We start from the raw sequence: 25,716 nt of genomic DNA, 5'->3' as shown, positions 1-25,716 counted from the left end.
AATGATCGCAATCACCTACAAGACTGTCACATTGATTTTACGGCTGACGCGGATGCGTGATAAAACTAAATCGCGCTCCTAAATCAGTCGTCGTTAAGCGTTGTACCGGCAAGGATTGGTTTTTTCCTTGCCAGGTTAAGACATCTGCAGCGCCGACATGGGATGAGTGGTCTAGCCAGAGCATCAAGTTATCATCGCTACATGCAGCGCCATTTATTCGCAATCCACGTAGCCATTCCGCCATGTCTCTGTCATCTACAGCGGCAACTTTATCATCAGCAAGCAAGATCGGCTGACCCTCTGGCGTTAACATGACTGCGGTGAGGACAGGCATTGCCTCTCCCGTATGCAATAACCAACCTGCAGCAGGATCGGAGCGCACGATATAAGGTGTCAGCGCCAGATCGACATACACGCGCTGTGGGCCGTTTTGAAAATACCAGCAGCCTTGCTCATCGTGGCTGTAATTGCGATTAATGAAGCCCACTAAAGCAGTGTGCATAATTTTGTCGCCGGGTAGATTATTGCGCTGTGTGGTTTCGTCCCGCATACGCCATCCGCCGCGTGCATCCAAGGCTAACCAACCGTAACAGGCTGGCACATTTGGCCATTTGTTGATGGCTTGCTTGACGATGTCATCCATGGATACTTTATGCGGCCTCTAAAAACGCCACCATCCGTCGCGGCAGCCAGTCTAAGCGTCCTGGTGGCGCGCCATTCGCAAAGCCGACATGTCCACCCTGTGCTGGGTATTCCAATGTCACCGCGGCAGAGGCACTACGGGGTAAATGACGTTCCGGCAAAAAAGGATCGTTTTTGGCATTCAAGACCAAAGTCGGTACGATAATGTCATTTAACACGTGCTTGGCGCTGGCGCGATTCCAGTAATCGTCGGCATCACGATAGCCGTGTAATGGCGCTGTGACGAGGTTGTCAAACGCGTGCAGATCGCGCGCATAGAGCATTTCCTGACGGTCGAATAAGCGTGGGAATTGCTCTAACTTTTCTAATGACTTGGTTTTCATGGTGCGCAGAAAAACATGCGTGTAAATCATGTTGAATCCGTGCGACAGAGCCATACCACCACCGGCTAAATCCAGTGGTGCTGAAATTGCACAAGCGGCATCAACTATGCTGGCCGCTTGTTGTTGTGATTCGCCCAGCCAGCGTAGCAAGGCATTGCCGCCTAAGGAAACGCCAGTAGCGTATAGCTTGCTGAATTTCTTTTGCGCGCGCGTGTCGGCCAGGCGTCGTAATATCCAGTCAATTTCCGGGGCGTCGCCAGAATGATAAAAGCGTGGCGCACGATTAATCTCACCCGAGCAACCGCGAAAATGAGGCGCTGCGCCAGACCAGCCAAGTGCGGCAATATGCGCCATCAGCGAACGGCAATAATGACTGTCGGAGGAGCCCTCCAAGCCGTGAAACAACACCACCATCGGCTGTCCCGGCTGGCCGTCCACAAAATCGACATCGATAAAATCACCATCCGGCGTATTCCAGCGTTCACGGCGATATTTGACCGTGGGCTTGCTGATACAAGTGGATGGGTAAATGGTTTGCAAGTGGCCACCGGGTAGCCAGGCAGGGGCGATGTAGTGGGTGTTCATATTATTCTGCCGCTTGAAATTCAAGACTAAATCACTACTAAAATTGCTACGAAGAACTTATTTTGATCATACGCCGCTGTAGCGCACAAGGCTATAGGCGATGTGCAAATCGAGCGCATTTTCAACCATTAATGCAACATCGCGCTATTGCTCATCATTTCTTCCGGCGCCGGCCCTGGTGCAATGGATGCGTGATGTAGTGTTATACACCAGCCACGCGGCGTTTTGAGGTAAACGTTGGTGGCCAAAATATGCAATTCCTGTGGCGGATTGCCAGTCTGATGAATGTTCTCAATTACACTATGTATGCTGGTCGACATATTGTGGACCGTGTGCAATTGCCGGACGCTGACATGCACGCCACCACGTTCAAACAGGGCTTCGAACGTGGCGCGTATAGCTGCATGGCCGATCAGGCGTGGCGCATTAGGATGAACGCAGATAATTTCCTCATCCTCTGCCCACAATGCCATCATTGCGTCAATATCGGCGCGACCGAGCGCGTCGTAAAATGCGGCTTCAGTTTCTTCGGCGCTGCTGTGCATTAATTTTGCACGTGGCATGTTTAATGTCCTTTGACCACAGCGCCGGGCTTGAGTCGGTATTGCGTACTGCAATAAGGACATTTTGCGCTGCCGGTTTTTGTGATGTCTAAAAATACGCGTGGATGCGATGACCATACCGGCATCAGTGGATTAGGGCAGTGTGCTGGCAAGTCTTTGCCATCTAGTTCTACAAATGTTTCGCTTGTGTTTGCTGTTGTATTCATATGAGTCTTCTCCAGAATCCTCTATTGTAAATTAAACCGTCGGCTAGATGCTCACGCAAAACAGGGCTGGGTATGGCATTTTTTTGCTCTGAGTCTTATGGCGTAGATATCGGAAGCAGGATTAGGCTTGAACCACGATCTCCGAAGTTAATGCATTTCTTTTCGCGTTTTGCCTTTTCTGAACACAAAAATGTCGTACTCATCCTCGTTTTGCGTCAATCCTGTTTACTAAACCAGCGTCAGCCAATGCTGATATTTAGGCGCTTTGCCAGCCACTACATCAAAAAACAAACTTTGTATTTGTTCGGTGATGGGGCCGCGATGCCCTGCGCCTATGGTGCGATTGTCTAATTCGCGGATTGGAGTGATTTCGGCAGCAGTGCCTGTGAAGAAGGCTTCATCGGCACAATACATTTCATCGCGCGTGATACGTTTTTCGATGATGTCTATACCGTTATCACGCGCCATGGTGAGCACCGCGTCACGGGTAATGCCGTCCAGGCAAGAGGCTAAATCTGGCGTATACAGTTTTCCATTCTTGATGATGAAGACATTTTCACCGGATCCTTCAGAGACGTAACCCTCTGTATCGAGCAACAGTGCTTCATCGTAACCGTCGGTGAGGGCTTCCTGATTTGCCAGGATGGAATTGATGTAATACCCGCTGGCCTTGGCTCGTACCAGTGAAACATTGACGTGATGGCGAGAAAATGAGGAAGTTTTAACGCGAATACCTTTTGCCATGCCTTCCTCACCCAGATAGGCACCCCACGGCCAGGCCGCGATGGCGACATGGATGGTATTGCCTTTGGCAGAAATGCCGAGTTTTTCCGAACCTACCCAGATTAAAGGGCGGATGTAGCAAGATTCAAGTTGGTTTTCTTTGACTACAGTACGCTGCGCTTCAAATAGCGTAGCAAAATCAAAAGGTACTTGCAGCTGGAAAATTTTGGCCGAATTGAGCAAGCGCTGAGTATGTTCTTGCAGGCGGAAAATCGCCGTTCCTTGTGCAGTTTTATAAGCGCGCACACCTTCGAAAACGGCCATGCCGTAATGCAATGAGTGTGTCAGTACATGAATATTGGCGTCGCGCCAATCAATTAATTGACCATCTTTCCAGATTTTGCCATCACGATCTTCCATAGACATGGTGTTGTCTCCGAGAGTAATAACGTTTCAATTAAAATTTACGCAAAATCGCCGGAGCGGCGTTACTTCTCTGGCGCTGCAGTACTATTTTCGTTGTTGTGTCTTGCCGGAATAATTTTGCATAAATCGCATTAATTTTAGTGTAAACAATGTTTCACAACGGAAAGGCTGTCAAAACGGTGTTTTGATTATGGCGGGTAGAGTAAAATAACGCCTTTCTTTTAAAGTATTGCCTGATCGACATGAAATTCAATCGACTGAGCGCATTGATCGCCCAAAATCAATTACAAGGTAAGCGTGTATTTATCCGTGCCGACCTTAATGTGCCACAAAATAGTGATGGCAGTATTTCTGAAGATACCAGAGTGCGCGCTTCAGTGCCTGCTATACGGCAAGCGCTGGATGCTGGCGCTGCAGTGATGGTGACCTCCCATTTAGGACGCCCTACAGAGGGCAGCTTTCAACCGCAAGATACGTTGGCACCAATTGCCGAGCGCTTGTCGGCGTTGCTAGGTCAGCCTGTGAAACTACTGCAAAACTGGGTTGATGGCGTCGATGTCGCGCCTGGCCAGGTTGTTTTGTTAGAGAACTGCCGCGTCAATAAAGGTGAGAAAAAGAATGACGACGGCTTGGCGCAAAAAATGGCCAAATTATGCGATATCTATGTTAACGATGCTTTTGGTACTTCACACCGTGCTGAAGCAACCACCTATGGCATCGCTAAATTTGCACCTGTCGCCTGCGCTGGCCCTTTGCTGGCCGCCGAACTGGATGCGTTAGGCAAGGCACTCGACAAACCAGCGCGCCCATTGGTGGCGATAGTTGCAGGTTCCAAAGTGTCGAGCAAATTGACGATTTTAAAAGCCTTGGCCGATAAGGTAGATAATCTGATAGTCGGCGGTGGGATTGCCAATACATTTTTGCTGGCGGCTGGCTTCAAGATTGGCAAATCCCTGGTCGAAAAAGATTTGGTAGAAGAAGCCAAGGCTATCATCGCAATGATGGCGCAACGCGGTGCTTCAGTACCGATTCCGGTCGATGTGGTGTGTTCTAAAGAATTCTCGGCGGCTGCGACGGCAACGATTAAAGATGTCAACGACGTTGAAGATGACGACATGATTCTTGATATCGGCCCAAAAACAGCAGCGATCCTGGCAAACCAAATCACGCAGGCTGGTACGGTAGTGTGGAACGGTCCGGTCGGTGTATTTGAGTTTGACCAATTTGGCGAAGGTACCAAAACGCTGGCGTTGGCGATTGCAGATTCAAAAGCGTTTTCGATTGCCGGTGGCGGTGATACGCTGGCGGCGATTGCTAAATATAAAATTGAAGACAAGATTGGCTATATCTCAACTGGCGGCGGTGCTTTCCTGGAGTTTTTGGAAGGCAAGACGTTACCAGCTGTCGAGATTTTAGAGCAAAGAGCTGGCTGAATAATGTTCCCTCTCGCGCAGGCGAGAGAATGGCTTTAAACGAATACTGAGTCTAAGGGTTGTCATGCAAAGAGCTACCAAGATTGTTGCTACCATCGGACCAGCGTCAAGCGACGTTGATACACTCACACGCATGTTTAAGGCAGGTGTGGATGTGGTTCGACTGAATTTTTCGCATGGCAAAGCACAAGATCATATCGATCGCGCCACCATGGTGCGTGAAGTGGCTGCCAGTTGCGGTAAGCAAGTAGCAATCATGGCAGATTTGCAAGGTCCTAAAATTCGGATCGGCAAATTTGAGCATGGCAAAATTCAGCTGGAAAAAGGCGACAAATTCATTCTTGATGCCGATTGTCAAATGGGTAATCAGGATCGAATTGGCCTCGATTACAAGCCGTTACCGCGCGATTTGTTGGGTGACGATGTGCTGTTGCTCAATGATGGATTGATTGTGCTGGTGGTGGAAAAAATCATCGGCAACGAAATTTTTACCGTCGTTAAAATCGGCGGAGAACTGTCGAACAATAAAGGTATTAATCGCCAGGGCGGCGGCTTGACCGCGCCAGCGTTGACGTCTAAAGATATGGATGATATCAAGACGGCAATGAGTTTCAAGGCTGATTTTGTCGCCGTATCGTTCCCTAAAAATGCTACCGACATGGAAATGGCTCGTCAGCTGTGCAATGTCGCTGGTGAAGCTTACAACCATAAGCCTATGATGATCGCGAAGATCGAACGGGCAGAAGCGATTCCGCTGTTGCAGCAGATTCTCGATGCTTCCGATGGCATTATGGTAGCGCGCGGTGATTTGGCCGTGGAGGTTGGTAACGCTGCCGTACCAGCACTGCAAAAGCGCATGATCAAAATGGCACGCGCATCAAATAAACTGGCGATCACGGCGACCCAAATGATGGAGTCGATGATTGTCAATGCAGTACCGACTCGTGCTGAAGTGTCAGACGTCGCTAATGCAGTGTTAGATGGCACGGACGCTGTGATGACATCGGCAGAAACCGCATCCGGTAAATATCCGGTGGAGACAGTGGAAGCGATGTCGGCGATTTGTCTGGAAGCGGAAAAATCGGAAGACTGTCAGCTCGATACCGATTTTTTGAATGTGACGTTTACCCGTGTTGATCAATCAATCGCCTACGGCGCATTATTTACCGCGCATCATTTGCGCGTAAAAGCGATTGCGGCGATGACAGAGTCGGGTTCTACGGCATTGTGGATGAGCCGTCATAGCATTGACATCCCGATTTTCGCCATTACACCTAGCGTATCTACTCAGCGTCAAGTTGCGCTGTATCGCAATGTACGCGCATTTGAACTGGCCAAATCAACTGACCGCGAAGCGGTGTTGAAAGCGGCACAAGATATGCTGCTAGCAAAAGGTGTCGTGAAACGCGGCGATCTGGTGGTCGTCACCTGGGGTGAGCCTATGGGTCAGGTTGGCGGTACCAATGCATTGAAGATTATGAAGATTGGTGAATATTAATTCACCGTCGATTACAGAATTTATTACACTCGGAGTATCAATATGCCTCTCGTCTCTATGCGTCAATTGCTGGATCATGCTGCAGAAAACGGCTATGGTTTGCCAGCTTTCAATGTCAACAATCTGGAACAAGTTACCGCCATCATGGAAGCTGCCGATGAAGTTGGTGCGCCGGTCATTATGCAAGCGTCAGCGGGTGCGCGTAAATATGCTGGTGAAGCATTTTTGCGTCATCTGATTCAAGCTGCAGTCGAAGCATATCCGCATATTCCAGTGGTCATGCATCAGGATCACGGTCAATCTCCGGCGGTATGTATGGCAGCGATCAAGTCTGGCTTTACATCGGTGATGATGGACGGTTCGCTGAACGAAGATGGGAAGTCGGTTGCCAGCTACGAATACAACGTCGAAGTGTCGCGTAAAGTAGTTGAGTTTTCGCATGCAATTGGTGTCACGGTAGAAGCAGAGCTGGGCGTGCTCGGTTCGTTAGAAACCATGATGGGCGACAAAGAAGACGGTCACGGCGCTGATGGCAAGATGACGCGTGAACAATTGTTGACCGATGTTGCGCAAGCTGCTGATTTCGTCAAATTGACACAATGCGATGCGTTAGCGATTGCGATTGGTACTTCACACGGCGCGTACAAATTTTCACGCAAGCCAACCGGCGACATTTTGGCGATTGAGCGCATCAAAGAAATCCATACACGCATCCCTAACACGCATTTGGTAATGCACGGTTCATCTTCAGTGCCACAAGAATTACTGGCGGAAATTCGCGAATTCGGTGGCGATATGAAAGAAACCTATGGCGTCCCGGTGGAAGAAATTCAAGAAGGTATTCGCCACGGTGTGCGTAAGATCAATATCGACACCGATATCCGTTTGGCGATGACCGGTGCAATCCGTCGTTATTTGGTGGAGAATCCAAGTAAATTTGATCCGCGTGACTATCTGAAACCGGCACGCGAAGCGGCTAAGGCAGTGGTTAAAGCACGTTTCCTTGCATTTGGTTGTGAAGGTCAGGCTGCGAAGATCAAACCATTATCTTTGGAAAAAATCGCAGAGAAATACAAAAAGGGCGAATTGGCGCAAATCGTTCAATAAGCACATTTTGTTTTAATTCTTAAATAACCAGGCGGCTGATGAAATGCACCGCCTGGTTTCTACTTTTGGAATCGCTATGACTAGCTCGCAATTACCTTCTCTTTTTAAATCCACTATCAAATCTTTAAAATTACTCGGGCGCGGAAAAGTGCGTGAGAATTACATTATTGACGATGAAAAAATCTTGATGGTGACTTCTGATCGCCTATCGGCTTTTGATGTGATCATGGATCAGCCGATTCCTGGCAAGGGCCGAGTGCTGAGCCAGATGTCGGATTTTTGGTTTGAAAAATTGAAGGACATTGTCCCGAACCATTTGACTGGTATCGCACCGGAAACAGTGGTGGCGGCCGATGAGGTTGATCAAGTGCGTGGTCGCGCTGTTGTGGTAAAGCGTCTGGAGCCGATTATGGTTGAGGCTGTGGTGCGTGGTTATATCATCGGTTCAGGTTGGAAGGATTATCAAGCAACCGGCGCAATTTGCGGCGTGACTTTACCGCCAGGTTTGAAGCAAGCAGAAAAACTGGCAGAGCCGATTTTCACTCCCGCAGCCAAAGCCGCAATGGGCGAGCATGATGAGAATATCAGTTTCGAAGATATGGAGCGCCGCATCGGTACAGAGCTAGCGGCAACCATTCGCGATGTCAGCATTAAGCTATATAAAACCGCAGCTGATTACGCAGCAACACGCGGCATCATTATCGCTGATACTAAATTTGAATTTGGTCTGGACAAGAACGGCGTTCTTCATTTGATGGATGAAGTACTGACCGCTGACTCTTCACGCTTCTGGCCAGCAGACAGCTATCAGGTCGGCATATCGCCGCCATCTTTCGATAAGCAGTTTGTACGCGATTATCTGGAAACCATCACTGGCTGGAACAAAACTGCGCCAGCGCCGACTTTGCCGGCTGAAGTGATCGAAAAAACCGGTGCAAAATATCGCGAAGCATTGCAAGCGTTGACTGGTGAAACTCTGAAGGATTGATTATGGACGCAAATACTAAGCCACTAGTCGGCATCGTCATGGGATCATCCTCTGATTGGGATGTGATGCAGCATGCGGTGGCGATGTTGACCGAATTCGGCGTGCCACACGAAGCGCAAGTGATATCGGCGCATCGCATGCCTGATCAAATGTTTGCTTATGCCGAAACCGCACGTGATCGTGGTTTGCGGGCGATCATTGCCGGCGCTGGCGGTGCTGCACATTTGCCCGGCATGATTGCGGCAAAGACTATCGTGCCAGTGCTAGGCGTGCCAGTACCGTCTAAATATTTGCGCGGCGAAGATTCCTTGCTGTCGATTGTGCAAATGCCAAAAGGTATTCCTGTGGCGACCTATGCTATCGGTGAAGCCGGTGCAGCAAACGCAGCGTTGTCGGCGATTGCAATGCTGGCGTGTACCGACGATGTGTTGGCGGCAAAATTGTTAGCGTTTCGCGCCAAACAAACGCAAATTGCACTTGATATGAAGTTACCTCCTGTATGAATGCAAAAGAACCAGCAGCAATCGCAGCGATAATTCCCACTACCACACCGTCCACCTGGCTTGGCGTTATGGGTGGTGGTCAGTTAGGGCGTATGTTTGCACAGGCTGCGCAAGCGATGGGATATAAAATCGCTGTGTTGGAACCGGCGCAGGATTGTCCTGCAGCGCAGGTCGCAGACCGTCATTTTTTGGCGGACTATGATGATGAAGTTGCGCTGGCAGAATTGGCAACATTATGCGCCGCGGTGACGACCGAGTTCGAAAATGTTTCGTCGCATAGCCTGGCTTTTTTGGCAGAGCGTACTTTCGTTGCCCCTAAGGCGGCTTGTGTCTCCATCGCGCAGGATAGGATCGCGGAAAAGAATTTTTTCACTGATTGCAGCCCAAAATCAAAAGTACTCCCGGCACCGCATCAAGTAATCAATTCCGCTGCTGATATTGATAGTGTTCCTGAGAATCTATTGCCCGGAATTTTGAAAACGGTGCGTTTGGGCTATGACGGTAAAGGACAGGCGCGGGTTACTACGCTGGACGAATTGCGCAGTGCGTATGCGGATATGCAAGGTGTTGCCTGTGTGCTGGAAAAGATGCTGCCGCTGGCATATGAGGTATCGGTATTAGTCGCTCGTGGTGTTGACGGTGAGGCCGTGGTTTATCCGATTGCTGAAAATGTGCATAGAGACGGCATCTTGTTTACCACCACCGTACCGGGACCGAATGTTTCGGATGATTGCGCGAAACGGGCGCAAGATGCGGCGTTGTCCATTGTTGGCCAGTTGGGCTATGTTGGCGTGTTGTGTATCGAGTTTTTTGTGTTGCAAGATGGTTCTTTGGTGGTCAACGAAATGGCACCACGTCCGCATAATAGCGGCCATTACACAATGGACGCCTGCGTCACCGGCCAGTTTGCGCAACAAGCACGCGCCATGGCGCGTTTGCCATTAGGCGATGTGCGTCAGCACTCACCGGCGGTGATGTTGAATATATTGGGTGATGTGTGGTTTGATGGCGAAACTGATCAAGGCTCTGATCAAATGCGAGAACCAGCCTGGGAAAAAATTATGGGATTGCCGGGCGCTTACTTGCATTTATACGGTAAGGCTGAAGCGCGGCGTGGTCGTAAAATGGGACACATCACTTTCATTGCGCCATCATTGGCGCAAGCGCAAGCACAAATGGCGAAGGCTTGCCTGTTACTAGGCATCGCAACACCATGAATGTAACGCCGTTAGATCATCAACTGATCCAACTTGCAGCACGTAAGCTGGAAGAGGGCGGTTTGGTCGCTTTTCCTACCGAAACTGTCTATGGATTAGGTGCCGATGCAGAAAGTCCTGATGCGGTGGCGAGTATCTATGCCGCCAAAGGCCGTCCTGCCAATCATCCCGTCATCGTGCACATTGCGCCAGAAGCGGACATCAGTTACTGGGTGCGGGAATTGCCCCCACAAGCACAGCAACTGATAAGTGCATTTTGGCCGGGACCTCTCACTTTGATATTGCACCGTGCCGTGCATATTTCGGACGCGGTTTCTGGCGGTCAGGACACGATAGGCATACGTTGTCCATCGCATCCGGTGGCGCAAGCTTTGTTGCGTGAATTTAAAGGTGGTAACGGTGGTATTGCGGCACCATCGGCTAACAAGTTCGGCCACGTCAGTCCGACGACTGCACAGCACGTACGGGACGAATTCGGCGTGACGGATGATAGTCCTATGGTGTTGGATGGCGGACAAAGCACGGTCGGAATAGAGTCAACTATCATCGATTTATCAAGAATGGCGACGCATGGGCCGGTATTGTTGCGTCCAGGCGACATTAGTGCTGAACAAATTGAACGCGTGTTGGGGTTGACTGTACAGGCGCTGGACGCAGCCGCGCCGCGTGCGTCTGGTACGCTGGAATCGCATTACGCTCCGCATACACCCGTGCTGCTGGTGGCCTCTGATCAATTATCCATAGCCTTGCAGCAGCTGAGTTTGGCCGGTAAGCGTTTGGCTCTGATTGCGTACTCTGCTGCTGTGGTCGCGAATGACCTAAAAGTGGTGCAAAACAAATCTCCGCTGCTGGCCTACTTCACCATGTCAAATGAACCACATGCTTATGCACATGATTTGTACGCTGCGCTGCGCAGCATGGATCAGGCGTGTGCGGATGTGATTGTGGTGGAAACACCACCGCAAGAAATTGCCTGGCAAGGTATCAACGACAGATTGCGCCGTGCAGCGCATGATTCTGTTAACGCATTTTCCGCCGATTTAGCGACATAAATAGCTCCCAAAGGGTGTTCTACATTGCTGCTTCCCTTGGTCGTCCGTGCAGGACGTCGTTGTGCCTGCATGCCGTTTGAATTTCCGGCCACACCAATTACTCTTTCCTCGTCGGCGCGTATTGTCTAAACGGCGTTTTTGGCGGGCTTAAATAATAGCTGTTGCCTGATTTTAAAAATCTTTGTCGCAAATCGGCCATTGCCCTAGGCAAATGAAGTTAAAGCTGGCATAGTGGCGCAAAGGAATAGCACGTGCGTTCTTTTATGCGTAAGAATTTTTTATGCAGGGAAAAATAACAGAGCGTCATTTTGCTCCGTCATTGATGGATCAAGCTTTAGGCGCCACAAAATTATGTTTTACTTGAAAATAAGCAAGTAAACATATTAATTTAATACTAAAATACCGAACCCGAATTACGCATCTTTGGAGAAGACAGATGAAGAAACAAGTAAATGTATTAACGAAAATTGCTGCTTTAGCACTACTGGCAGTCGCTGCTGCGCCAGCAATGGCACAACAAGCTGGCGATACAGTGGTGAATGTAGGCTGGTTCCATTTGGCACCTCAGGATTCCAGTAAGAATATTTCGGTCAATAGCGCCTTCATACCTGGCATGACAATACCAAATACTGGTGCCAGCGTTAGTGATGCCGATACAATCGGCCTGCAAATCAATCACTTTGTTACTGACAATTGGGACATTTCAGCAGACTTAGGTATTCCACCAAAATTTAAACTGACTGGCTCAGGTATTTTGTCGGGAACCTCAATTGGTTCGGCTAAACAATGGAGTCCGGCACTTCTTGCCAAGTACTTTTTTGGTGACTCTTCCAGCAAATTCCGTCCATTCCTGGGCGCTGGTGCGACTTATGTCTGGTACTCGAATATTCAATTAACAGATCAATTCCAAAATCAACTTAGCGATCTTCTTACTTCGACAGCAGGTTTTGGTACTGGTTTTGGTCTGAAAAGCAGCGTTAAGCTAAGCAGCTCTTTTGCTCCTGTAGTCACCGCCGGTGGTGTTTATAACATCAATGACAAGTGGTCACTTGGCTTATCAGTTTCATACATCCCTTTGAAAACTAAAGCTGATATCACTACTAACACTCCGCTCGGCCCAGTGTATACAAGCACCAAGTTGACATTGAATCCTATCGTCAGCTTCCTGTCGGTTGGTTACAAGTTTTAAGTTAATTAAAGTAGCGCAAAACCCCGAATTTTCGGGGTTTTTTTATGTCTAAAACGAACTACTTTCAGAATCCGCTGCGCGAACCTGGATTGCACCTGCGATGCTCATCGTACTTCAGTACGGCCGCGTCTCTCGGCACAATCGTGGTTCGCTCGCCGCGATTCTAAAAGAGGTCGTATTAATAATGCGAACGAGAGCATCGACAGATGCCAGCACATTACGTTACAGTAGGACATAAAGAGCAGGGTCTGAAGATAAAACAGGGAGCGAAATCATGGCAAACGAAATAGCAGTGTTAGGCGGGGGTTGTTTCTGGTGCCTGGAAGCGGTGTATCAGGAAGTCAAAGGTGTGCAGCAGGTCGAGTCTGGCTATACCGGCGGTCACGTTGTCAGCCCGACTTATGAACAAGTCTGCGACGGTACTACTGGCCACGCTGAAGTGGTAAAAATCACTTTTGATAATACGCAAATCAGTTTCCGTGAGTTGTTGGAGATTTTTTTCACAATTCATGATCCTACTACTCTAAATCGGCAAGGGAACGATAAAGGTACGCAATATCGTTCGGCAATTTATTTTCAATCGCCGGAGCAGCAGAAAACGGCTAAATGTGTGATGGCAGAAATGGCCAATGTGTGGGATGGACTGATAGTCACGGAATTGACTGGAGCCGAAACCTATTATAAAGCGGAGGAATACCATCAAAACTATTTCCGCCAGCATCCGCTGCAAGGCTATTGCGCGTTTGTCGTCGAGCCGAAGGTGACGAAGTTGCGGACCATTTTTATGGACAAGGTACGTGCAGAGGTATAAGTAATCAACAAAATAAACAAGAATGGCGCGTAATCACGCGCCATTCTTTTTATAAACAGAAGCCCGAACTAATCAATGCTGATCATAAATATAACGACGCGACCATGGCAGCGTCGTGGCGCTGTGTCCGGATTTGTGACACACCACTTGGTATAGCGCCATCCAGTCGCGTTCAAAACCATAAGCGCTACCCGCCAGATAGACGCGCCAGATGCGGTAGCGGCGATCATCGGATGCCTGTTTGACTTGCTCTGCATGTGCTTCAAGGTTATCAGCCCAGATTCCGCACGTTTTGGCGTAATGACGGCGCAGATTTTCCACATCGTATACTTCCAGACCGCCTTCTTGCATAGTTTTGAGTACCACGGAAATGTGCGGTAATTCGCCATGTGGGAAAACATACTTTTCGATAAATTCACCACCACCGTAAGGCGATTCGCCATTGTTGATATCTGTGGTGGTGATGCCATGATTCATCGCGATACCATCGTCTGCCAGCAAGTCGCGGATGTGGGAAAAATAGAGCGGGAGATTTTGTATGCCGACATGCTCAAACATGCCTACGCTGGTGATGCGATCAAAGGTTCCTGTGACATCGCGATAATCTTGCAAGCGGATTTCAATCTGATCGGAGAGGCCAGCTTGTGCTACGCGTTCTTTGGCAAGCGCATATTGATTTTCTGAGAGTGTCACACCGACGCATTTCGCACCGAATTTTTGTGCTGCGCGCAATACCAGAGCACCCCAGCCGCAACCGATATCGAGTAAGGTTTGACCGGGTTGCAGATTAATTTTGGTCAAAATGTGATCGATTTTTTTTAATTGCGCGGTATCGAGATCTTCGTCGCCATGTTCAAAATAAGCGCACGAGTAGACCATGTTTTGGTCTAGCCATAATTTGTAAAAATCGTTGGAGACGTCATAGTGATAGCGTATCGCCTCTGCATCTTTTTCTTTGTTATGACGGAAATTGCGCGCAATGCGGCCGAATTTCCCCTCGGGTTTGAGGTAATTGGCGGCTAGCGCATTACCTACGGCGATGATTTCTTTGAGCTTGCCTTCGACTTCTATTTTGCCTTCTACATAGGCTTCGCCGAGGTTGGCTAACGAAGGTGTTAGCAAATAGGTGAGCGCAGAAGCATGTGGTACGCGGATGGTGACTTCAGGTGAGACATTGCTATCTGTGCCATTGGCACTACTAAAGTCATACTGCTGACCATTCCATAACACCAGTCGCAGTGGTAAGGCGGCACGATGGCGAATTTCGTCTACCCAGCTTTGCAGTTTTTTTTCCCAGAACATAGTTTCTCCGCTTAGTTAAACACGTAAAAAAACACGCACTTCGATAAGAAAGATTCCGGTAGTCAGTTCAGCAGAACTGACTACTAGTATTGCCTATGCTTTTATTTTTGGGAGCTATGGTTGCAAACGTTGTCGTTGCCATGCTCCTTCAGCATCAAGACTATACAAGATACGGTCATGCAATCTGGACGGTCGTCCTTGCCAAAATTCTACCGCATCTGGGATAAGTCGGTAGCCGCCCCAGTGACTTGGACGTGGTGGATGTTCACCGTATTGTTGTTCCGCTTGCGCATAATGTTGTTCTAGCAGGGTGCGACTCTCAATCGGCTGGCTTTGATCCGATGCAATCGCACCTATGCGGCTACCTAGTGGACGGCTGGCAAAGTAGGCATCGCTGTCGGCCTTAGATACACGTTCAACCCGACCTTCGATGCGCACCTGACGCTCTAGCTCTACCCAATGAAATAGTAGGGCGGCATAAGGCGTTTGTGCTAAATCGAGCCCTTTGCGGCTGTCATAATTGGTAAACCAAGTCACACCACGCTGATCGAAATGTTTGATCAACACGATGCGTGACGATGGTCGTCCGTTGCTACCGACCGTGGATAGGCTCATGGCGTTGGCTTCGGGAATGTGGGCTTGCATGGCTTGTTGAAACCAGTGACCAAATTGCGTCATTGGGTCGGACGCAGTGTCTGCTTCGGTCAGCTGTAATTGCTTGTAATCTATACGTAAGTCTGCGATGTGGTTGATGTTTTTTTCTTTGCTCATACTGCGATTCCTCGTCGTTGTTGCATTGCTGCGCCCAATTGGGCCATTTGGCTGGCACTGAAAAGTCGTTTGGCCATCGGAGCAATCCAGGTTTCTTCTTTTTCCATATGGTCGCTATATAAACCAGAAAATAAATTGATGTCCTCGTCAGACAAATGATTCGCCTGACCATCGGCAACTGCCGTTAATTGTACTGCCAGCTTTTTCCAAAGCAGATCCATGCTTTGGTGTTCACTGAGAATTTCCGGCCCTAATTTGCGTAATACTTCGGCATCTTCATCCTTGGCGGTGGCAATTAACATCGGAAACAAATCCTGCTCTTCATCTTCGTGATGATGCGGTGCCGATTTTTGGAAATAACGTAGAACGCTGGCTGCAGCATGTCTTGCTTCATCGTCTGCGCCATGCTGTTGTACATGGGCGGGTAATTTTTGCAATGTTGCTAATTGTTTGCGAATGCGATCATGGCAATGCTTGAGGACGGCGATCGGTTGCCCAAAATCTGGTGCTGTATCGAAAAGGGCTGGCTTCATGACGGTGTGGCCTCTTGTAAATTCACATCTGTAATTAAGCATAATAAAACACTAGCAGCTAGCCTGTGTAAAATGCGTCAATCCTGTTGTTTATACTTCTGAGTCATTATGCCTTTACCTTCCTCCACAGTAACTTCTCCTGAAATATCCGCATCCTCTCTTATTGAGGATGAAATCGATTTTGACCGTCGTTTTGGCGGCATTGCACGTTTGTATGGCGCGCCAGCTTTGGCGCGTTTTCGCCAGGCGCATGTGTGTGTGATTGGGGTGGGAGGAGTTGGTTCATGGGCGGTGGAGGCATTGGCACGTAGCGCGATTGGCCATTTGACGCTGATCGATCTGGACAATCTGGCAGAGTCCAACGTCAATCGTCAGATTCATGCGCTGACGGATACGCTGGGCATGGCCAAGGTGACGGCTTTGGCGCAACGTATCCATCAAATCAATCCTTATTGTGACGTGAAAGAAATTGAAGATTTTATAACGCCAGATAATGTCGCCGAGATGCTTAAAGACAAGCAATACGATTACGTCATTGATGCAATCGATAACGTTCGAGCTAAAACGGCGCTTATCGCCTATTGCCGCGCTCATCAAATTCGTTTGATTACCATTGGTAGTGCCGGTGGGCAGATTGATCCGACGCAGATCGCTGTGCGTGATTTAGCCAAAACAGAACAAGAGCCATTGCTGGCAAAGGTACGTAAATTACTGCGTTCAGAGCATAAGTTTCCGCGTGGCGATAAAAGTAAATTTGGAATAGATGCAGTGTTTTCTACCGAGCCATTGCGCATGCCGGTTAGCGCAGAAGTTTGTGCCGTCGAAGGCGCACCAGTTGTCGGTGTGGCGGGTTTGAATTGTGCCGGTTATGGCTCTGCGGTGGTTGTTACTGCTAGTTTTGGCCTGGTCGCATCTGCGTACGTTTTACAACAGTTGGCTGTTGATGCTATGCGTAATTAGTAGAATTTACTTGCTTATTGCCTGTTTTTATTGACAAAAAAACCCTTAATATTTATACTGCACGCATCATATTTTTCGGGGAACCGATTTTGGACAGTTGTTCTAGTATCAGTGGATGGGCGCGCAGCTCGTCACAATTCATCTAAGTCCTGGCAGGTTCTCTCCCGCTACAGCTTACGAATTGTGCGCTGTAGTATCTCGGTGATTCAGATTTTTTATCGCCATCGTAATACCCCCATCCTTCTTATTTTTATCTTAATCTCGATCATTGCGTGAATTTTGCCTTGTCTGGCATGTCTCGTTTGTTCGGGCTGTTATGCTGTTGCGTCATAGTAATGCATTGTGTGGCCATTTAATTTGTGCACCTAATGTGTTGTATGGCGTTATATCAACATGACATTCGTAGTACTTGTGCAAAATTGCTCCGGTGTCGTTATGTCGCCTTGCTGTACCTCTGTACTGTCTGGGATGACATGTCTTTGGAGCGGTTTGCGTAATTACTAATTAAAAGCAAAGGTGTTAAGCATGGCGTGGCAAGATTTTACGTTGCGAGTATTACTCGCTCTCACATTAGGCGGTTTAATTGGCGCTGAGCGCCAGATGCGTCAGCGTATGGCGGGTTTGCGTACCAATGCTTTGGTCGCGATAGGGGCATCGTTGTTTGTGATGCTATCGCAATTTCAAACGGATGATCCTGCCGGCGCGATGCGGATTGCCTCTTACGTGGTTTCGGGTATCGGCTTTTTGGGTGCTGGCGTCATCATGCGTGAAGGTGGAAGTGTGCGCGGCTTGAATACGGCGGCTACTTTATGGTGCTCGGCTGCTGTAGGTGTGTTCTGTGGGTTGGGACATCCGCTTGAGGCGGCAATTGGTGCCGGGGCGATTCTTGGTACTAACGTTTTATTGCGTAGCGTTTCGCATTTTCTTGATAGTCGCGGCCTGCATACAGCGACAGAAGTCGAGCAAGTGTATCGCCTATCCATCATTTGTCGACCGGATGATGAGGTAAGTGTGCGTACCTTGATTCTGAATATGCTCAATAGCATGCCGCATTTAATCGTGCAATCACTGCACAGCGAAGACATGCCATCGGGTAATCAGTTGGAGGTGCGTGCGGATCTGATTATGTCACCGAGCAATCATTCGCAGCTTGAGCAGATTGTCAGTCGTGTCAGTTTGGAGCCGGGAGTTAGTTCTGCGCGCTGGGCAGTGCTCAGCGATATAGAAATATAAAAATTTGGTTAAAAAGTTAGTTAAGTAAGGAGTATCAATATGATCTTGGATAAATGGGAAAAATTCTTCAAAATGCATCTGCCGTTCGTCAATGCAACGAATTCAGCAGCCCCAACACGTTATAAAACAGAGCAGGCAGACGCGCGTCTTCCATACAAGATACTGGTCTTATGTCACACCGATGATGCTGCCCACGTCGAGCAATTGATGACGCAAGAATTACTTCATGCGTATGTGGTGCAGTATCAGCACAGCAAATTGGTCGGAAAAGGTAATCTCACCAATATCGCGGTGGAAATCTTATGCACGATTGCTGAACGCGCGAAGGTTGTGCAATTGGTGACACGTTTAGGTTTGGAAAAAAGTGTGCGCAGCGTGCGCTGGGAAAGTATTCCAGCTAAAGCTGCCGCTTGATGATGGGTTGATTTGGCAGCGAATTAAAGAGAAGAATTCGCTGCAATATAGCCGAGAATAAAACTGCTTCACAAAAGAAAAAGGCTTCCAATCTGGAAGCCTATAATCTAGTTGGTGCCCGGGGCCGGAATCGAACCGGCACGCCTTGCGGCGCGGGATTTTGAGTCCCGTGCGTCTACCAATTCCACCACCCGGGCAACGCAAGGTCGCTATTATGGACCAATTGCTTTTACAGAGCAATAGGTTTTATCACTCAAATCAATTTTTTTAATCAAAATGTGGATCGTTGCTTCTTGCATGGCATTCCGCACTGCGTGTTCTTATCATTGCTGCACTGCTTTTCCTACCGGGAAGTAGCCATTTGCGGTGATCTTGCGTTGCACTCTGTGTAAATAAAATAGCAAACTGATGGCAACCAGCGCAATGCTGGCGCTATTGCCCATCCAAAAGCCCTTGGCGCCATGTAATGCTGCAGGGCTGATGCCAAATGGATCAAGGCCAAGAATATAGCCGAGCACCAAACCGACTCCCCACAGGGATACGGCATAAATAACGGTGGGAATGACCGCAACTTTATACGCGCGTAACACAGCAGCCGTGCTGCATTGTGTCGCGTCGAATATTTGATAGAAACCAATGAACACGAATAGCGGCATGGCGGCGGCAATGATCGCTTCATTGGGAGTGTAAGCACGGATGATCGTTTCACGCGCCAAATAAATGATGACGCCTAGTGCGGCAGATGACAGCGCTGCTAACAAAATTCCTGAATAGCCAACGCGTCGGGCCTGATGCATATCGCGTGCGCCAATTAATTGTGCGACCAAGATGCTGGTTGCTACGCCAATGGATACCGGTAGCATATACAAGACAGCAGCGAAATTGGCGGTGATTTGATGGCCGGAGACGGCAATTTCACCGAGGCGCGCAATAAAAATCGCCATGCAAGTGAACGCAGTGACTTCAATGAAATAACTCATCCCGATGGGGATTCCTAATTTCAATAATGCGCGTTGCGCTTGCCAATGCGGTCTGACAAAACCGCTGTGGAATAAGGCGAACTGCTTGTAAAAACCGTTGTGACGGAGTATTAGGCATGCAGCCAACAGCATTAACCAGGAGATGATGGTGGTGGCGATTGCACAACCCGGACCACCAAAAGCGGGAATGCCTAAAGTCGAACTACCGAAAATGAACAACGCATTGAGGGGAAATTTCAGTAGCACGCCGCTGACTTTGAGTGCCGTCACCATTTTTGGTCGTGAAACGGCCGTATTTAAAGCGACGTAGACATTAAACGCCAGGGTTGCCGGCAATGCGGGGACAAGGATATGCAAATACAGGGTAGCTTTTTCCATCAAGACGGGTGAGGCATGGGCGACCGTCAGGAAAATATGGGGAAACAATAAAGGAATGCAGCCTAGCAGCGACAAACCGAGTGCGAGCCAGGTACCTTGCTTGACTTGATAACCAATTTCCTTCAATTTTTGCCCGCCATAAAGTTGGCCGATCGTGGGCGACAAAGCTTGTGTCACACCACTCAAGCCGACGAACACGCTGATATAAATTGCTCCGCCTAATGCCAGTGCGGCGAGGTCTGTTGCGGAAAATCGCGAGGTCATCGCGGTGTCGATCACGCCGTTGAGTACCAGTGCGATTTGACTAATCAAAATCGGCCAGGCAAGCGCGACGATACGCAGCGTGTAAGAACGTAGGGTATGGGGGTTAGAAGCGTACGAAGATGAGGAGGTAATATTGAGCTCGACTTTGTTGATGAGGTAATGCAAAGAATAGATGCATTATCTCATCACTTCCGGTTTTGCTTCAGAGCGAGTTTTGTCAATTACCCATGCGTTGATACAGGCGGAAGCGTTCATCGCGATCAGAGGGCCGGCGTCCGGTCCATAGCAACTTCCAACGGCCATTGAATTGACGCCAGATATTGTCATCGCTCTTGTTGATGTTGCTATCCTGGTAAAGCAAAAAGTCGCAACGCTCTTGCGTAAATTCGGCGAACGGGACATTGCCAAAATAAGCGAATGAAGCGCGTTGTGCCGGCCCTACATTGGTGCTGACGCATTGTTTGACGTCGGGCAGATTCTGCTCAATTTGGTGTGCTACGCCGGCGTAGCTTTTGCCATAATTAATCCATGGCAGCCATAACGTCATTAATAACAACCAACATAACACGACGCCACCTGACGACAGCACGACCGCCCGCCACAATACAGCAGGGCGGCGGGATAAGCGCCAATGAACTAAAACGATCCAGCAAATTGTCCCAAGGATAGCAACGATCAAAGCAGTCGTACTAAAGCCGGGTTTAAAGCCCGGCGCGAGCTTGTAAGCATTCTTTGCAATTTGTGCTGGCCAACCAGTTTCTTTGGCGATCCAGCCGACCCAGATGAAAGCGGCGCAAGTGGTCAATGTCATCACGGAGAACCAGTCAACCGCATTGATTGCACCGCGCTTCATGGTTGGCAACCCAAATGCTGCCAGAATGATTAAAGGCGGTAATAACGGCAGCAAAATTCCTTCGTCAGGGTGTGGCGATAATAAGATCAGGATGCTGAGACTAATGAAAAAGGCCAGTGGTAATGCAATATGCAAAGCCTTGCGCTGTTGGCGCCAGGCATAGACTGCCCAACCTGCAAATGGCCATGCCGGCCATGCAAACCAGATACCGTATTTGAAATAGTAGGCCAGGGTTGTCCAGGACGGCCAGCTGAATTGGTGCAAGTTCTGATTTTGCCAATTGGTGAAATTATTATTCGTTGGCAGATATAAGTAGCTCGCGATAAACCATAGGCTACTAACCAGGACGGCAAGCGGCAAACTAACGCCTAACAAACGTATTGCAATGGCTTTTTCACGCAGCAAGGCTAAGGTGAATAAACCAACGAAGATTGTCAACGGAACGGGCCAGCCTCGCGTCAATATCAACAAACCTAAAGCAACGCCCAGTAATGCGCTGCTGCGAAGTCGGCGGCTCTGCGGTGTGGATGTTGCGTCAGGTGTCGCGGTGACGTCGAATAGTCGTACTGCCAGATAAATTGCATAGGCGACCAGCGACATTTGTAAACTCTTCGCCGTCGTCTCGTGACTGTGCAAAAGTAAGCCCAGGCAGCCCAGATAGATCAGAAATGCGCCGTCAGCCAATGTCCGGCCAAAATCTTTGGATTCTGGTTGCCCGCCAAATGCTAAACGTAATGGTTGTGCTTCGTTGCGACGGCCCAACAAATAAGTGGCATACCAAACCGACAGCGAACCGATTAAAAAGAAAATGATGATGGAAAGTCGTGCGGCCAGCGGATCGCCCAATAACCAGCCGAATAGTTTAATGCAGATCGCACCTATCCAATACGTCAATGGACTTTCTTCTGGCATGGGCATGCCGACAATGTGCGGCGCCAACCAAGCGCTGATATTGCCGTGCGCCATGGTCCACATGATGCCGAAACTAGAGGCATCATCATTTTTCCAGGGATCGCGCCCAAACAGTCCGGGCAGAATGTAGAGCAAACCAAGCGCCCATAAACCCCAGCGTGGCAGTGCGCTAGTGGCGGAAGCGGGGAGACGGACAGGCTTCATCAAGATGTGATTTTATTTTTAGTGTTGAATTGCAGTATTGTGCCGCAAAAAATGGTGCACATCGTGAAATTGCAGGTGAAATTAGTTGGCACGCATAGAGTAATGAATGTGTGCGCAAAACGCTGTATCTTTTTGTAATAGATTGTGTTTGTAAAGATTGAGCAGAGTGGGCGCAATATCTTGCGTCAGGTATTTTCTGCATTCAAATCGGCGCGTTATCCCGAAAAGCAAAAAAGGCAGCCGAGGCCGCCTTTTGATCGTCAAATAGGTATTTGCGATTAGGTGTTAGCGATAGCTGTTTTCGAGCCAACTGCACCAAATTTCTTACGGAATTTATCAACACGACCAGCTGTATCAACGATTTTATGGTTGCCAGTGTAGAACGGGTGTGATTCCGACGAAACCTCAATCTTTACGAGTGGGTATTCTTTACCTTCGAATGTTCCTGTATCGCGTGTTTGGATAGTCGAACGTGTAACGAATTCGAATTCGCAAGTCATGTCTTTGAACAAAACTTCACGATAATTTGGGTGAATGCCGTCTTTCATTATTGCCTCTAAGTTTAGGTAGCCAATCTGCACTTCGTCGGTCGTCTTGCTTCTTGACCCGATTGCATATCACTTGCCAAGGTGGAAAACGCAAAATTATACAGCAAAATGTGTAGAAAATCCCCAGACGTCAGTGACTTGTCGGTTGATAGGTCGCGGTGTCTTGCGGCATTGCACTTTTTCGATAGAGGATTAGTGTTGCAATTAAGCCACAAATCGCTGCCGCAGTCATCCATATCCCTGGCGCAGCCTTATCTCCTGTGTATTGAATCAGGCCAGTAGCAATGGCTGGTGTAAATCCGCCAAAGATGGCTGTTGCCAGACTGTAAGCTAAAGAAAAGCCAACAGTACGCACATGCACCGGCATAACTTCGGTCAATGCAACCACCATCGCACCGTTATAACTGGCATATAAAAACGACAACCATAACTCAACCATCAACATACGATCAAAGCTTGGTGCTGCAACTAGCCAGGATAGTGCCGGATAGGCAGTCAAAATGGTCAATACGGTAAACACGATCAACAATGGCCGGCGTCCGATGCGATCGGATAAGGCTCCCATTATTGGCAACCAGATGAAATTTGAGATGCCGACGCAGAAGGTGACAACTAAAGCGTCAACGGTGCTAAGTTTGAGCACCGATTTGCCGAAAGTAGGCGTGTAGACGGTAATCAGATAGAACGAAACAGTCGTCATGGCGACCAGCATCATCCCAGCAACAACAATGCCCCAATTAGTTGCCACTGAGTGCAAGATTTCTTGTAAATCAGGCTTGTGTTTGCGCGCTAAAAATTCATCCGTTTCTTGCAGTGAGCGGCGAATCACAAACAGCACAGGAACGATCATGCAGCCGATAAAGAAAGGAACGCGCCATCCCCAATCAGCAATTTGCGCTGGTTCCAGATTGACTTGTAAAGCGTAGCCTAATGCTGCTGCGACGATAATTGCTACCTGTTGACTGGCAGATTGCCAGCTCACATAAAAACCTTTGTGACCTGGTGTCGCCATTTCGGACAAATAAACCGATACACCGCCCAGCTCGACACCAGCTGAGAAGCCTTGCAACAGCCGTCCCGTCAACACTAAAATTGGTGCCAGATAGCCAATGGTTGCATACCCCGGAACGAAGGCGATTAGCATGGTCCCTAAAGCCATTAGCGCCAGCGTGACGATCAAGCCTTTGCGGCGGCCAATGCGGTCGACATAAGTACCGAGAATAATGGCACCCAATGGTCGCATCAAAAAGCCTGCACCAAACGTCATGAAAGTCATCATCAGCGACGCAAATTCATCGGTCGCCGGAAAGAAAGTTTTTGCAATGTGGGTTGCGTAGAACCCGAACAGGAAGAAATCGAACATCTCCATGAAATTGCCGCTGGTAACTCGCAGCACAGTGCCGATTTTTGATTGTTTAGTATTAGTGTTTGCCATGATGTCTCTGATTTTTTAATGGTCAAAGGAGGGCGGATAAAGATGATATTTAGCCATTTTTTATGGTCAGTGCCAGCTTCGATTGAGCTTTACGCAAAATACCATACCTGCCTTACTTCTGTTTGTTTGCGCCAGACTTTTTGCTGAGCTAGTCAGCTCTGAAAAAAATCTGTGATTGATCTTCGTAACAAAAAACGGGAACAAGCCACAAGTGCTTACTCCCGCTGATCACCAATGTGCCTGGTGCTTAACCACCGCGACGCATCATGTCGAAAAATTCCAGATTGGTCTTTGTCGCTTTGATTTTGTCGAGGATGAATTCCATCGCTTCGATTTCATCCATGCTATATAGTAATTTGCGCAGTACCCAGATTTTTTGCAACTGATCAGGCTTGATCAACAATTCTTCGCGGCGTGTACCGGATTTGTTGAGGTTGATCGCTGGATAAACGCGCTTCTCAGCGAGGCGGCGCTCCAGATGGACCTCCATGTTGCCGGTACCTTTGAATTCTTCGTAAATCACATCATCCATACGGCTGCCAGTTTCGATCAGCGCCGTGGCAATGATCGTCAACGATCCACCTTCTTCGACATTACGTGCTGCTCCGAAGAAGCGCTTTGGACGTTGCAGCGCGTTGGCGTCAACACCACCTGTCAATACTTTGCCGGATGCCGGGATGACGGTGTTGTAAGCGCGTGCGAGACGGGTGATCGAATCGAGCAGAATCACCACATCTTTTTTCATTTCAACCAGGCGCTTGGCTTTTTCAAGCACCATTTCGGCGACTTGAACGTGACGTGTGGCCGGTTCATCAAAAGTCGATGCCACCACTTCGCCGCGGACGGAGCGCTGCATTTCAGTCACTTCTTCCGGACGTTCGTCGATCAACAGTACGATCATGACAACGTCAGGGTGATTGGTTGTAATTGCATGCGCAATGTGTTGCAACATGACCGATTTACCGGATTTCGGTGACGCTACCAACAGGCCGCGCTGACCTTTACCGATAGGCGCAATCATGTCGATGATACGACCGGTGGTATTTTCTTCACCACGCATATCGCGCTCTAATTGCAGCGGCTTGTTCGGATGCAGCGGGGTTAAGTTCTCAAACAGAATTCTGTGTTTTGAAGCTTCTGGTGATTCGCCGTTGACCTTGTCAACTTTCACCAGGGCGAAATAACGTTCGCCATCTTTCGGGGTGCGAACTTCACCTTCAATTGAATCGCCGGTGTGTAAATTGAAGCGGCGAATTTGTGATGGTGAAATGTAAATGTCGTCAGTGGACGCCATGTAGCTGGCGTCGGGCGAGCGCAGAAAGCCAAAGCCATCGGGCAAAACTTCCAGGGCGCCATCGCCAAAAATTTGTTCTCCTGATTTCGCTCGTTTTTTCAAAATCGCGAACATCAGTTCTTGTTTGCGCAAGCGCGCAGCGTTGTCAATGTCGAGGCCAATTGCCATTTCTAGCAGGGCAGAGACGTGTAACGCCTTTAATTCAGATAAATGCATAGTGTATTGGTGTCCCGGGATGGGAAAGTTTGGTGGGGGAGGAACTACGTGGTGTCGTCTGTATGTACTTATTTTTATTGCTTAATTTTATAA

25 protein-coding genes and 1 tRNA gene are annotated in these 25,716 nt (G+C 48.7%); 12 read left to right on the top strand and 14 right to left on the bottom strand.

Translation table 11 applies throughout. The features are described from left to right. Window positions 1-37: 37 nt before the first annotated feature. The 5 genes from GEV47_RS14640 to GEV47_RS14620 form a co-directional block, all read right to left on the bottom strand. Window positions 38-643 (bottom strand): DUF2946 family protein, encoded by a 606-nt coding sequence (locus GEV47_RS14640; RefSeq protein WP_153235482.1) that lies wholly within the window; start codon window positions 641-643, stop codon window positions 38-40. Window positions 644-650: 7 nt separating this feature from the next. Next, window positions 651-1,610 (bottom strand): YheT family hydrolase, encoded by a 960-nt coding sequence (locus GEV47_RS14635; protein ID WP_153235481.1) that lies wholly within the window; start codon window positions 1,608-1,610, stop codon window positions 651-653. Between the two features lie 128 nt (window positions 1,611-1,738). Further along, complete coding sequence (locus GEV47_RS14630) at window positions 1,739-2,173, bottom strand: YybH family protein (RefSeq protein ID WP_153235480.1); 435 nt, start codon at window positions 2,171-2,173, stop codon at window positions 1,739-1,741. Window positions 2,174-2,175: 2 nt separating this feature from the next. Beyond that, window positions 2,176-2,379, bottom strand: coding sequence for a zinc-finger domain-containing protein (locus GEV47_RS14625; RefSeq protein WP_153235479.1), 204 nt, complete (start codon window positions 2,377-2,379; stop codon window positions 2,176-2,178). Window positions 2,380-2,607: 228 nt separating this feature from the next. Then, window positions 2,608-3,528: a branched-chain amino acid transaminase gene (locus tag GEV47_RS14620; RefSeq protein WP_153235478.1), complete on the bottom strand. Its 921-nt coding sequence runs from the start codon at window positions 3,526-3,528 to the stop codon at window positions 2,608-2,610. A gap of 242 nt (window positions 3,529-3,770) precedes the next feature. Between GEV47_RS14620 and GEV47_RS14615 the strand changes: the two genes are divergently transcribed. From GEV47_RS14615 to msrA, 9 genes are all read left to right on the top strand, one after another. Next, entirely contained in the window at window positions 3,771-4,961 is a 1,191-nt protein-coding gene (locus tag GEV47_RS14615) for a phosphoglycerate kinase (RefSeq protein ID WP_153235477.1), read from the top strand. A 64-nt stretch (window positions 4,962-5,025) separates the two neighbouring features. Next, a complete protein-coding gene (gene pyk / locus GEV47_RS14610; RefSeq protein ID WP_153235476.1) occupies window positions 5,026-6,459 on the top strand; it encodes a pyruvate kinase in 1,434 nt (477 codons plus the stop codon). A gap of 42 nt (window positions 6,460-6,501) precedes the next feature. Continuing rightward, on the top strand, window positions 6,502-7,566 hold the full coding sequence (gene fba, locus GEV47_RS14605; protein ID WP_153235475.1) for a class II fructose-bisphosphate aldolase: 1,065 nt from the start codon (window positions 6,502-6,504) through the stop codon (window positions 7,564-7,566). Between the two features lie 76 nt (window positions 7,567-7,642). Further along, window positions 7,643-8,554, top strand: a complete 912-nt coding sequence (locus GEV47_RS14600; protein WP_153235474.1) for a phosphoribosylaminoimidazolesuccinocarboxamide synthase — start codon at window positions 7,643-7,645, stop codon at window positions 8,552-8,554. 2 nt (window positions 8,555-8,556) lie between these two features. Continuing rightward, window positions 8,557-9,057, top strand: coding sequence for a 5-(carboxyamino)imidazole ribonucleotide mutase (gene purE / locus GEV47_RS14595; protein ID WP_153235473.1), 501 nt, complete (start codon window positions 8,557-8,559; stop codon window positions 9,055-9,057). Further along, entirely contained in the window at window positions 9,054-10,274 is a 1,221-nt protein-coding gene (locus GEV47_RS14590) for a 5-(carboxyamino)imidazole ribonucleotide synthase (RefSeq protein ID WP_153235472.1), read from the top strand. Before purE ends, GEV47_RS14590 begins: the two co-directional genes overlap by 4 nt. After that, window positions 10,271-11,326 (top strand): L-threonylcarbamoyladenylate synthase, encoded by a 1,056-nt coding sequence (locus tag GEV47_RS14585; RefSeq protein WP_153235674.1) that lies wholly within the window; start codon window positions 10,271-10,273, stop codon window positions 11,324-11,326. Before GEV47_RS14590 ends, GEV47_RS14585 begins: the two co-directional genes overlap by 4 nt. A 436-nt stretch (window positions 11,327-11,762) precedes the next feature. Continuing rightward, window positions 11,763-12,515, top strand: a complete 753-nt coding sequence (locus tag GEV47_RS14580) for an OmpW/AlkL family protein (protein ID WP_153235471.1) — start codon at window positions 11,763-11,765, stop codon at window positions 12,513-12,515. 274 nt (window positions 12,516-12,789) lie between these two features. Further along, the gene (gene msrA / locus GEV47_RS14575; protein ID WP_153235470.1) at window positions 12,790-13,326 is read left to right on the top strand and encodes a peptide-methionine (S)-S-oxide reductase MsrA; all 537 of its coding nucleotides are present in this window, start codon (window positions 12,790-12,792) and stop codon (window positions 13,324-13,326) included. Between the two features lie 72 nt (window positions 13,327-13,398). On the opposite strand, the gene GEV47_RS14570 is transcribed toward msrA, so the two are convergent. From GEV47_RS14570 to GEV47_RS14560, 3 genes are all read right to left on the bottom strand, one after another. Continuing rightward, entirely contained in the window at window positions 13,399-14,628 is a 1,230-nt protein-coding gene (locus GEV47_RS14570; RefSeq protein ID WP_153235469.1) for an SAM-dependent methyltransferase, read from the bottom strand. A 114-nt stretch (window positions 14,629-14,742) separates the two neighbouring features. Next, window positions 14,743-15,399 carry a pyridoxamine 5'-phosphate oxidase gene (gene pdxH, locus GEV47_RS14565; protein WP_153235468.1) on the bottom strand — a complete coding sequence of 219 codons (657 nt, stop codon included), beginning with the start codon at window positions 15,397-15,399 and terminating at the stop codon, window positions 14,743-14,745. Beyond that, window positions 15,396-15,932 carry a hemerythrin domain-containing protein gene (locus tag GEV47_RS14560; RefSeq protein WP_153235467.1) on the bottom strand — a complete coding sequence of 179 codons (537 nt, stop codon included), beginning with the start codon at window positions 15,930-15,932 and terminating at the stop codon, window positions 15,396-15,398. Before GEV47_RS14560 ends, pdxH begins: the two co-directional genes overlap by 4 nt. A 108-nt stretch (window positions 15,933-16,040) precedes the next feature. Here GEV47_RS14560 and tcdA point away from each other — a divergent pair, with 108 nt between their 5' ends. The 3 genes from tcdA (at window position 16,041) to GEV47_RS14545 (ending at window position 18,539) form a co-directional block, all read left to right on the top strand. Beyond that, window positions 16,041-16,892 (top strand): tRNA cyclic N6-threonylcarbamoyladenosine(37) synthase TcdA, encoded by an 852-nt coding sequence (gene tcdA, locus GEV47_RS14555; RefSeq protein ID WP_153235466.1) that lies wholly within the window; start codon window positions 16,041-16,043, stop codon window positions 16,890-16,892. A gap of 525 nt (window positions 16,893-17,417) precedes the next feature. Beyond that, complete coding sequence (locus GEV47_RS14550; RefSeq protein WP_153235465.1) at window positions 17,418-18,125, top strand: MgtC/SapB family protein; 708 nt, start codon at window positions 17,418-17,420, stop codon at window positions 18,123-18,125. A gap of 39 nt (window positions 18,126-18,164) precedes the next feature. Continuing rightward, complete coding sequence (locus GEV47_RS14545) at window positions 18,165-18,539, top strand: hypothetical protein (RefSeq protein WP_153235464.1); 375 nt, start codon at window positions 18,165-18,167, stop codon at window positions 18,537-18,539. 112 nt (window positions 18,540-18,651) lie between these two features. Here the strand turns inward: GEV47_RS14545 and GEV47_RS14540 are convergent. From GEV47_RS14540 to rho, 6 genes are all read right to left on the bottom strand, one after another. Beyond that, window positions 18,652-18,736 (bottom strand) — tRNA-Leu (locus GEV47_RS14540). Between the two features lie 126 nt (window positions 18,737-18,862). Beyond that, entirely contained in the window at window positions 18,863-20,293 is a 1,431-nt protein-coding gene (locus GEV47_RS14535; RefSeq protein ID WP_407646261.1) for an MATE family efflux transporter, read from the bottom strand. Window positions 20,294-20,378: 85 nt separating this feature from the next. Then, window positions 20,379-22,130 carry an ArnT family glycosyltransferase gene (locus GEV47_RS14530; protein ID WP_153235463.1) on the bottom strand — a complete coding sequence of 584 codons (1,752 nt, stop codon included), beginning with the start codon at window positions 22,128-22,130 and terminating at the stop codon, window positions 20,379-20,381. 278 nt (window positions 22,131-22,408) lie between these two features. Further along, window positions 22,409-22,678: a type B 50S ribosomal protein L31 gene (locus tag GEV47_RS14525; protein ID WP_153235462.1), complete on the bottom strand. Its 270-nt coding sequence runs from the start codon at window positions 22,676-22,678 to the stop codon at window positions 22,409-22,411. 130 nt (window positions 22,679-22,808) lie between these two features. Further along, window positions 22,809-24,113 carry an MFS transporter gene (gene tcuC / locus GEV47_RS14520; RefSeq protein ID WP_153235461.1) on the bottom strand — a complete coding sequence of 435 codons (1,305 nt, stop codon included), beginning with the start codon at window positions 24,111-24,113 and terminating at the stop codon, window positions 22,809-22,811. Window positions 24,114-24,360: 247 nt separating this feature from the next. Next, window positions 24,361-25,623: a transcription termination factor Rho gene (rho, locus tag GEV47_RS14515; RefSeq protein WP_153235460.1), complete on the bottom strand. Its 1,263-nt coding sequence runs from the start codon at window positions 25,621-25,623 to the stop codon at window positions 24,361-24,363. Window positions 25,624-25,716: the final 93 nt, after the last annotated feature.

It is taken from the genome of Glaciimonas soli, assembly GCF_009497155.1.
Classification (GTDB): Bacteria; Pseudomonadota; Gammaproteobacteria; order Burkholderiales; family Burkholderiaceae_D; genus Glaciimonas; species Glaciimonas soli.
Note: the sequence above shows the minus strand (reverse complement) of the source record. Positions and strands in the feature narration are given on the sequence as shown.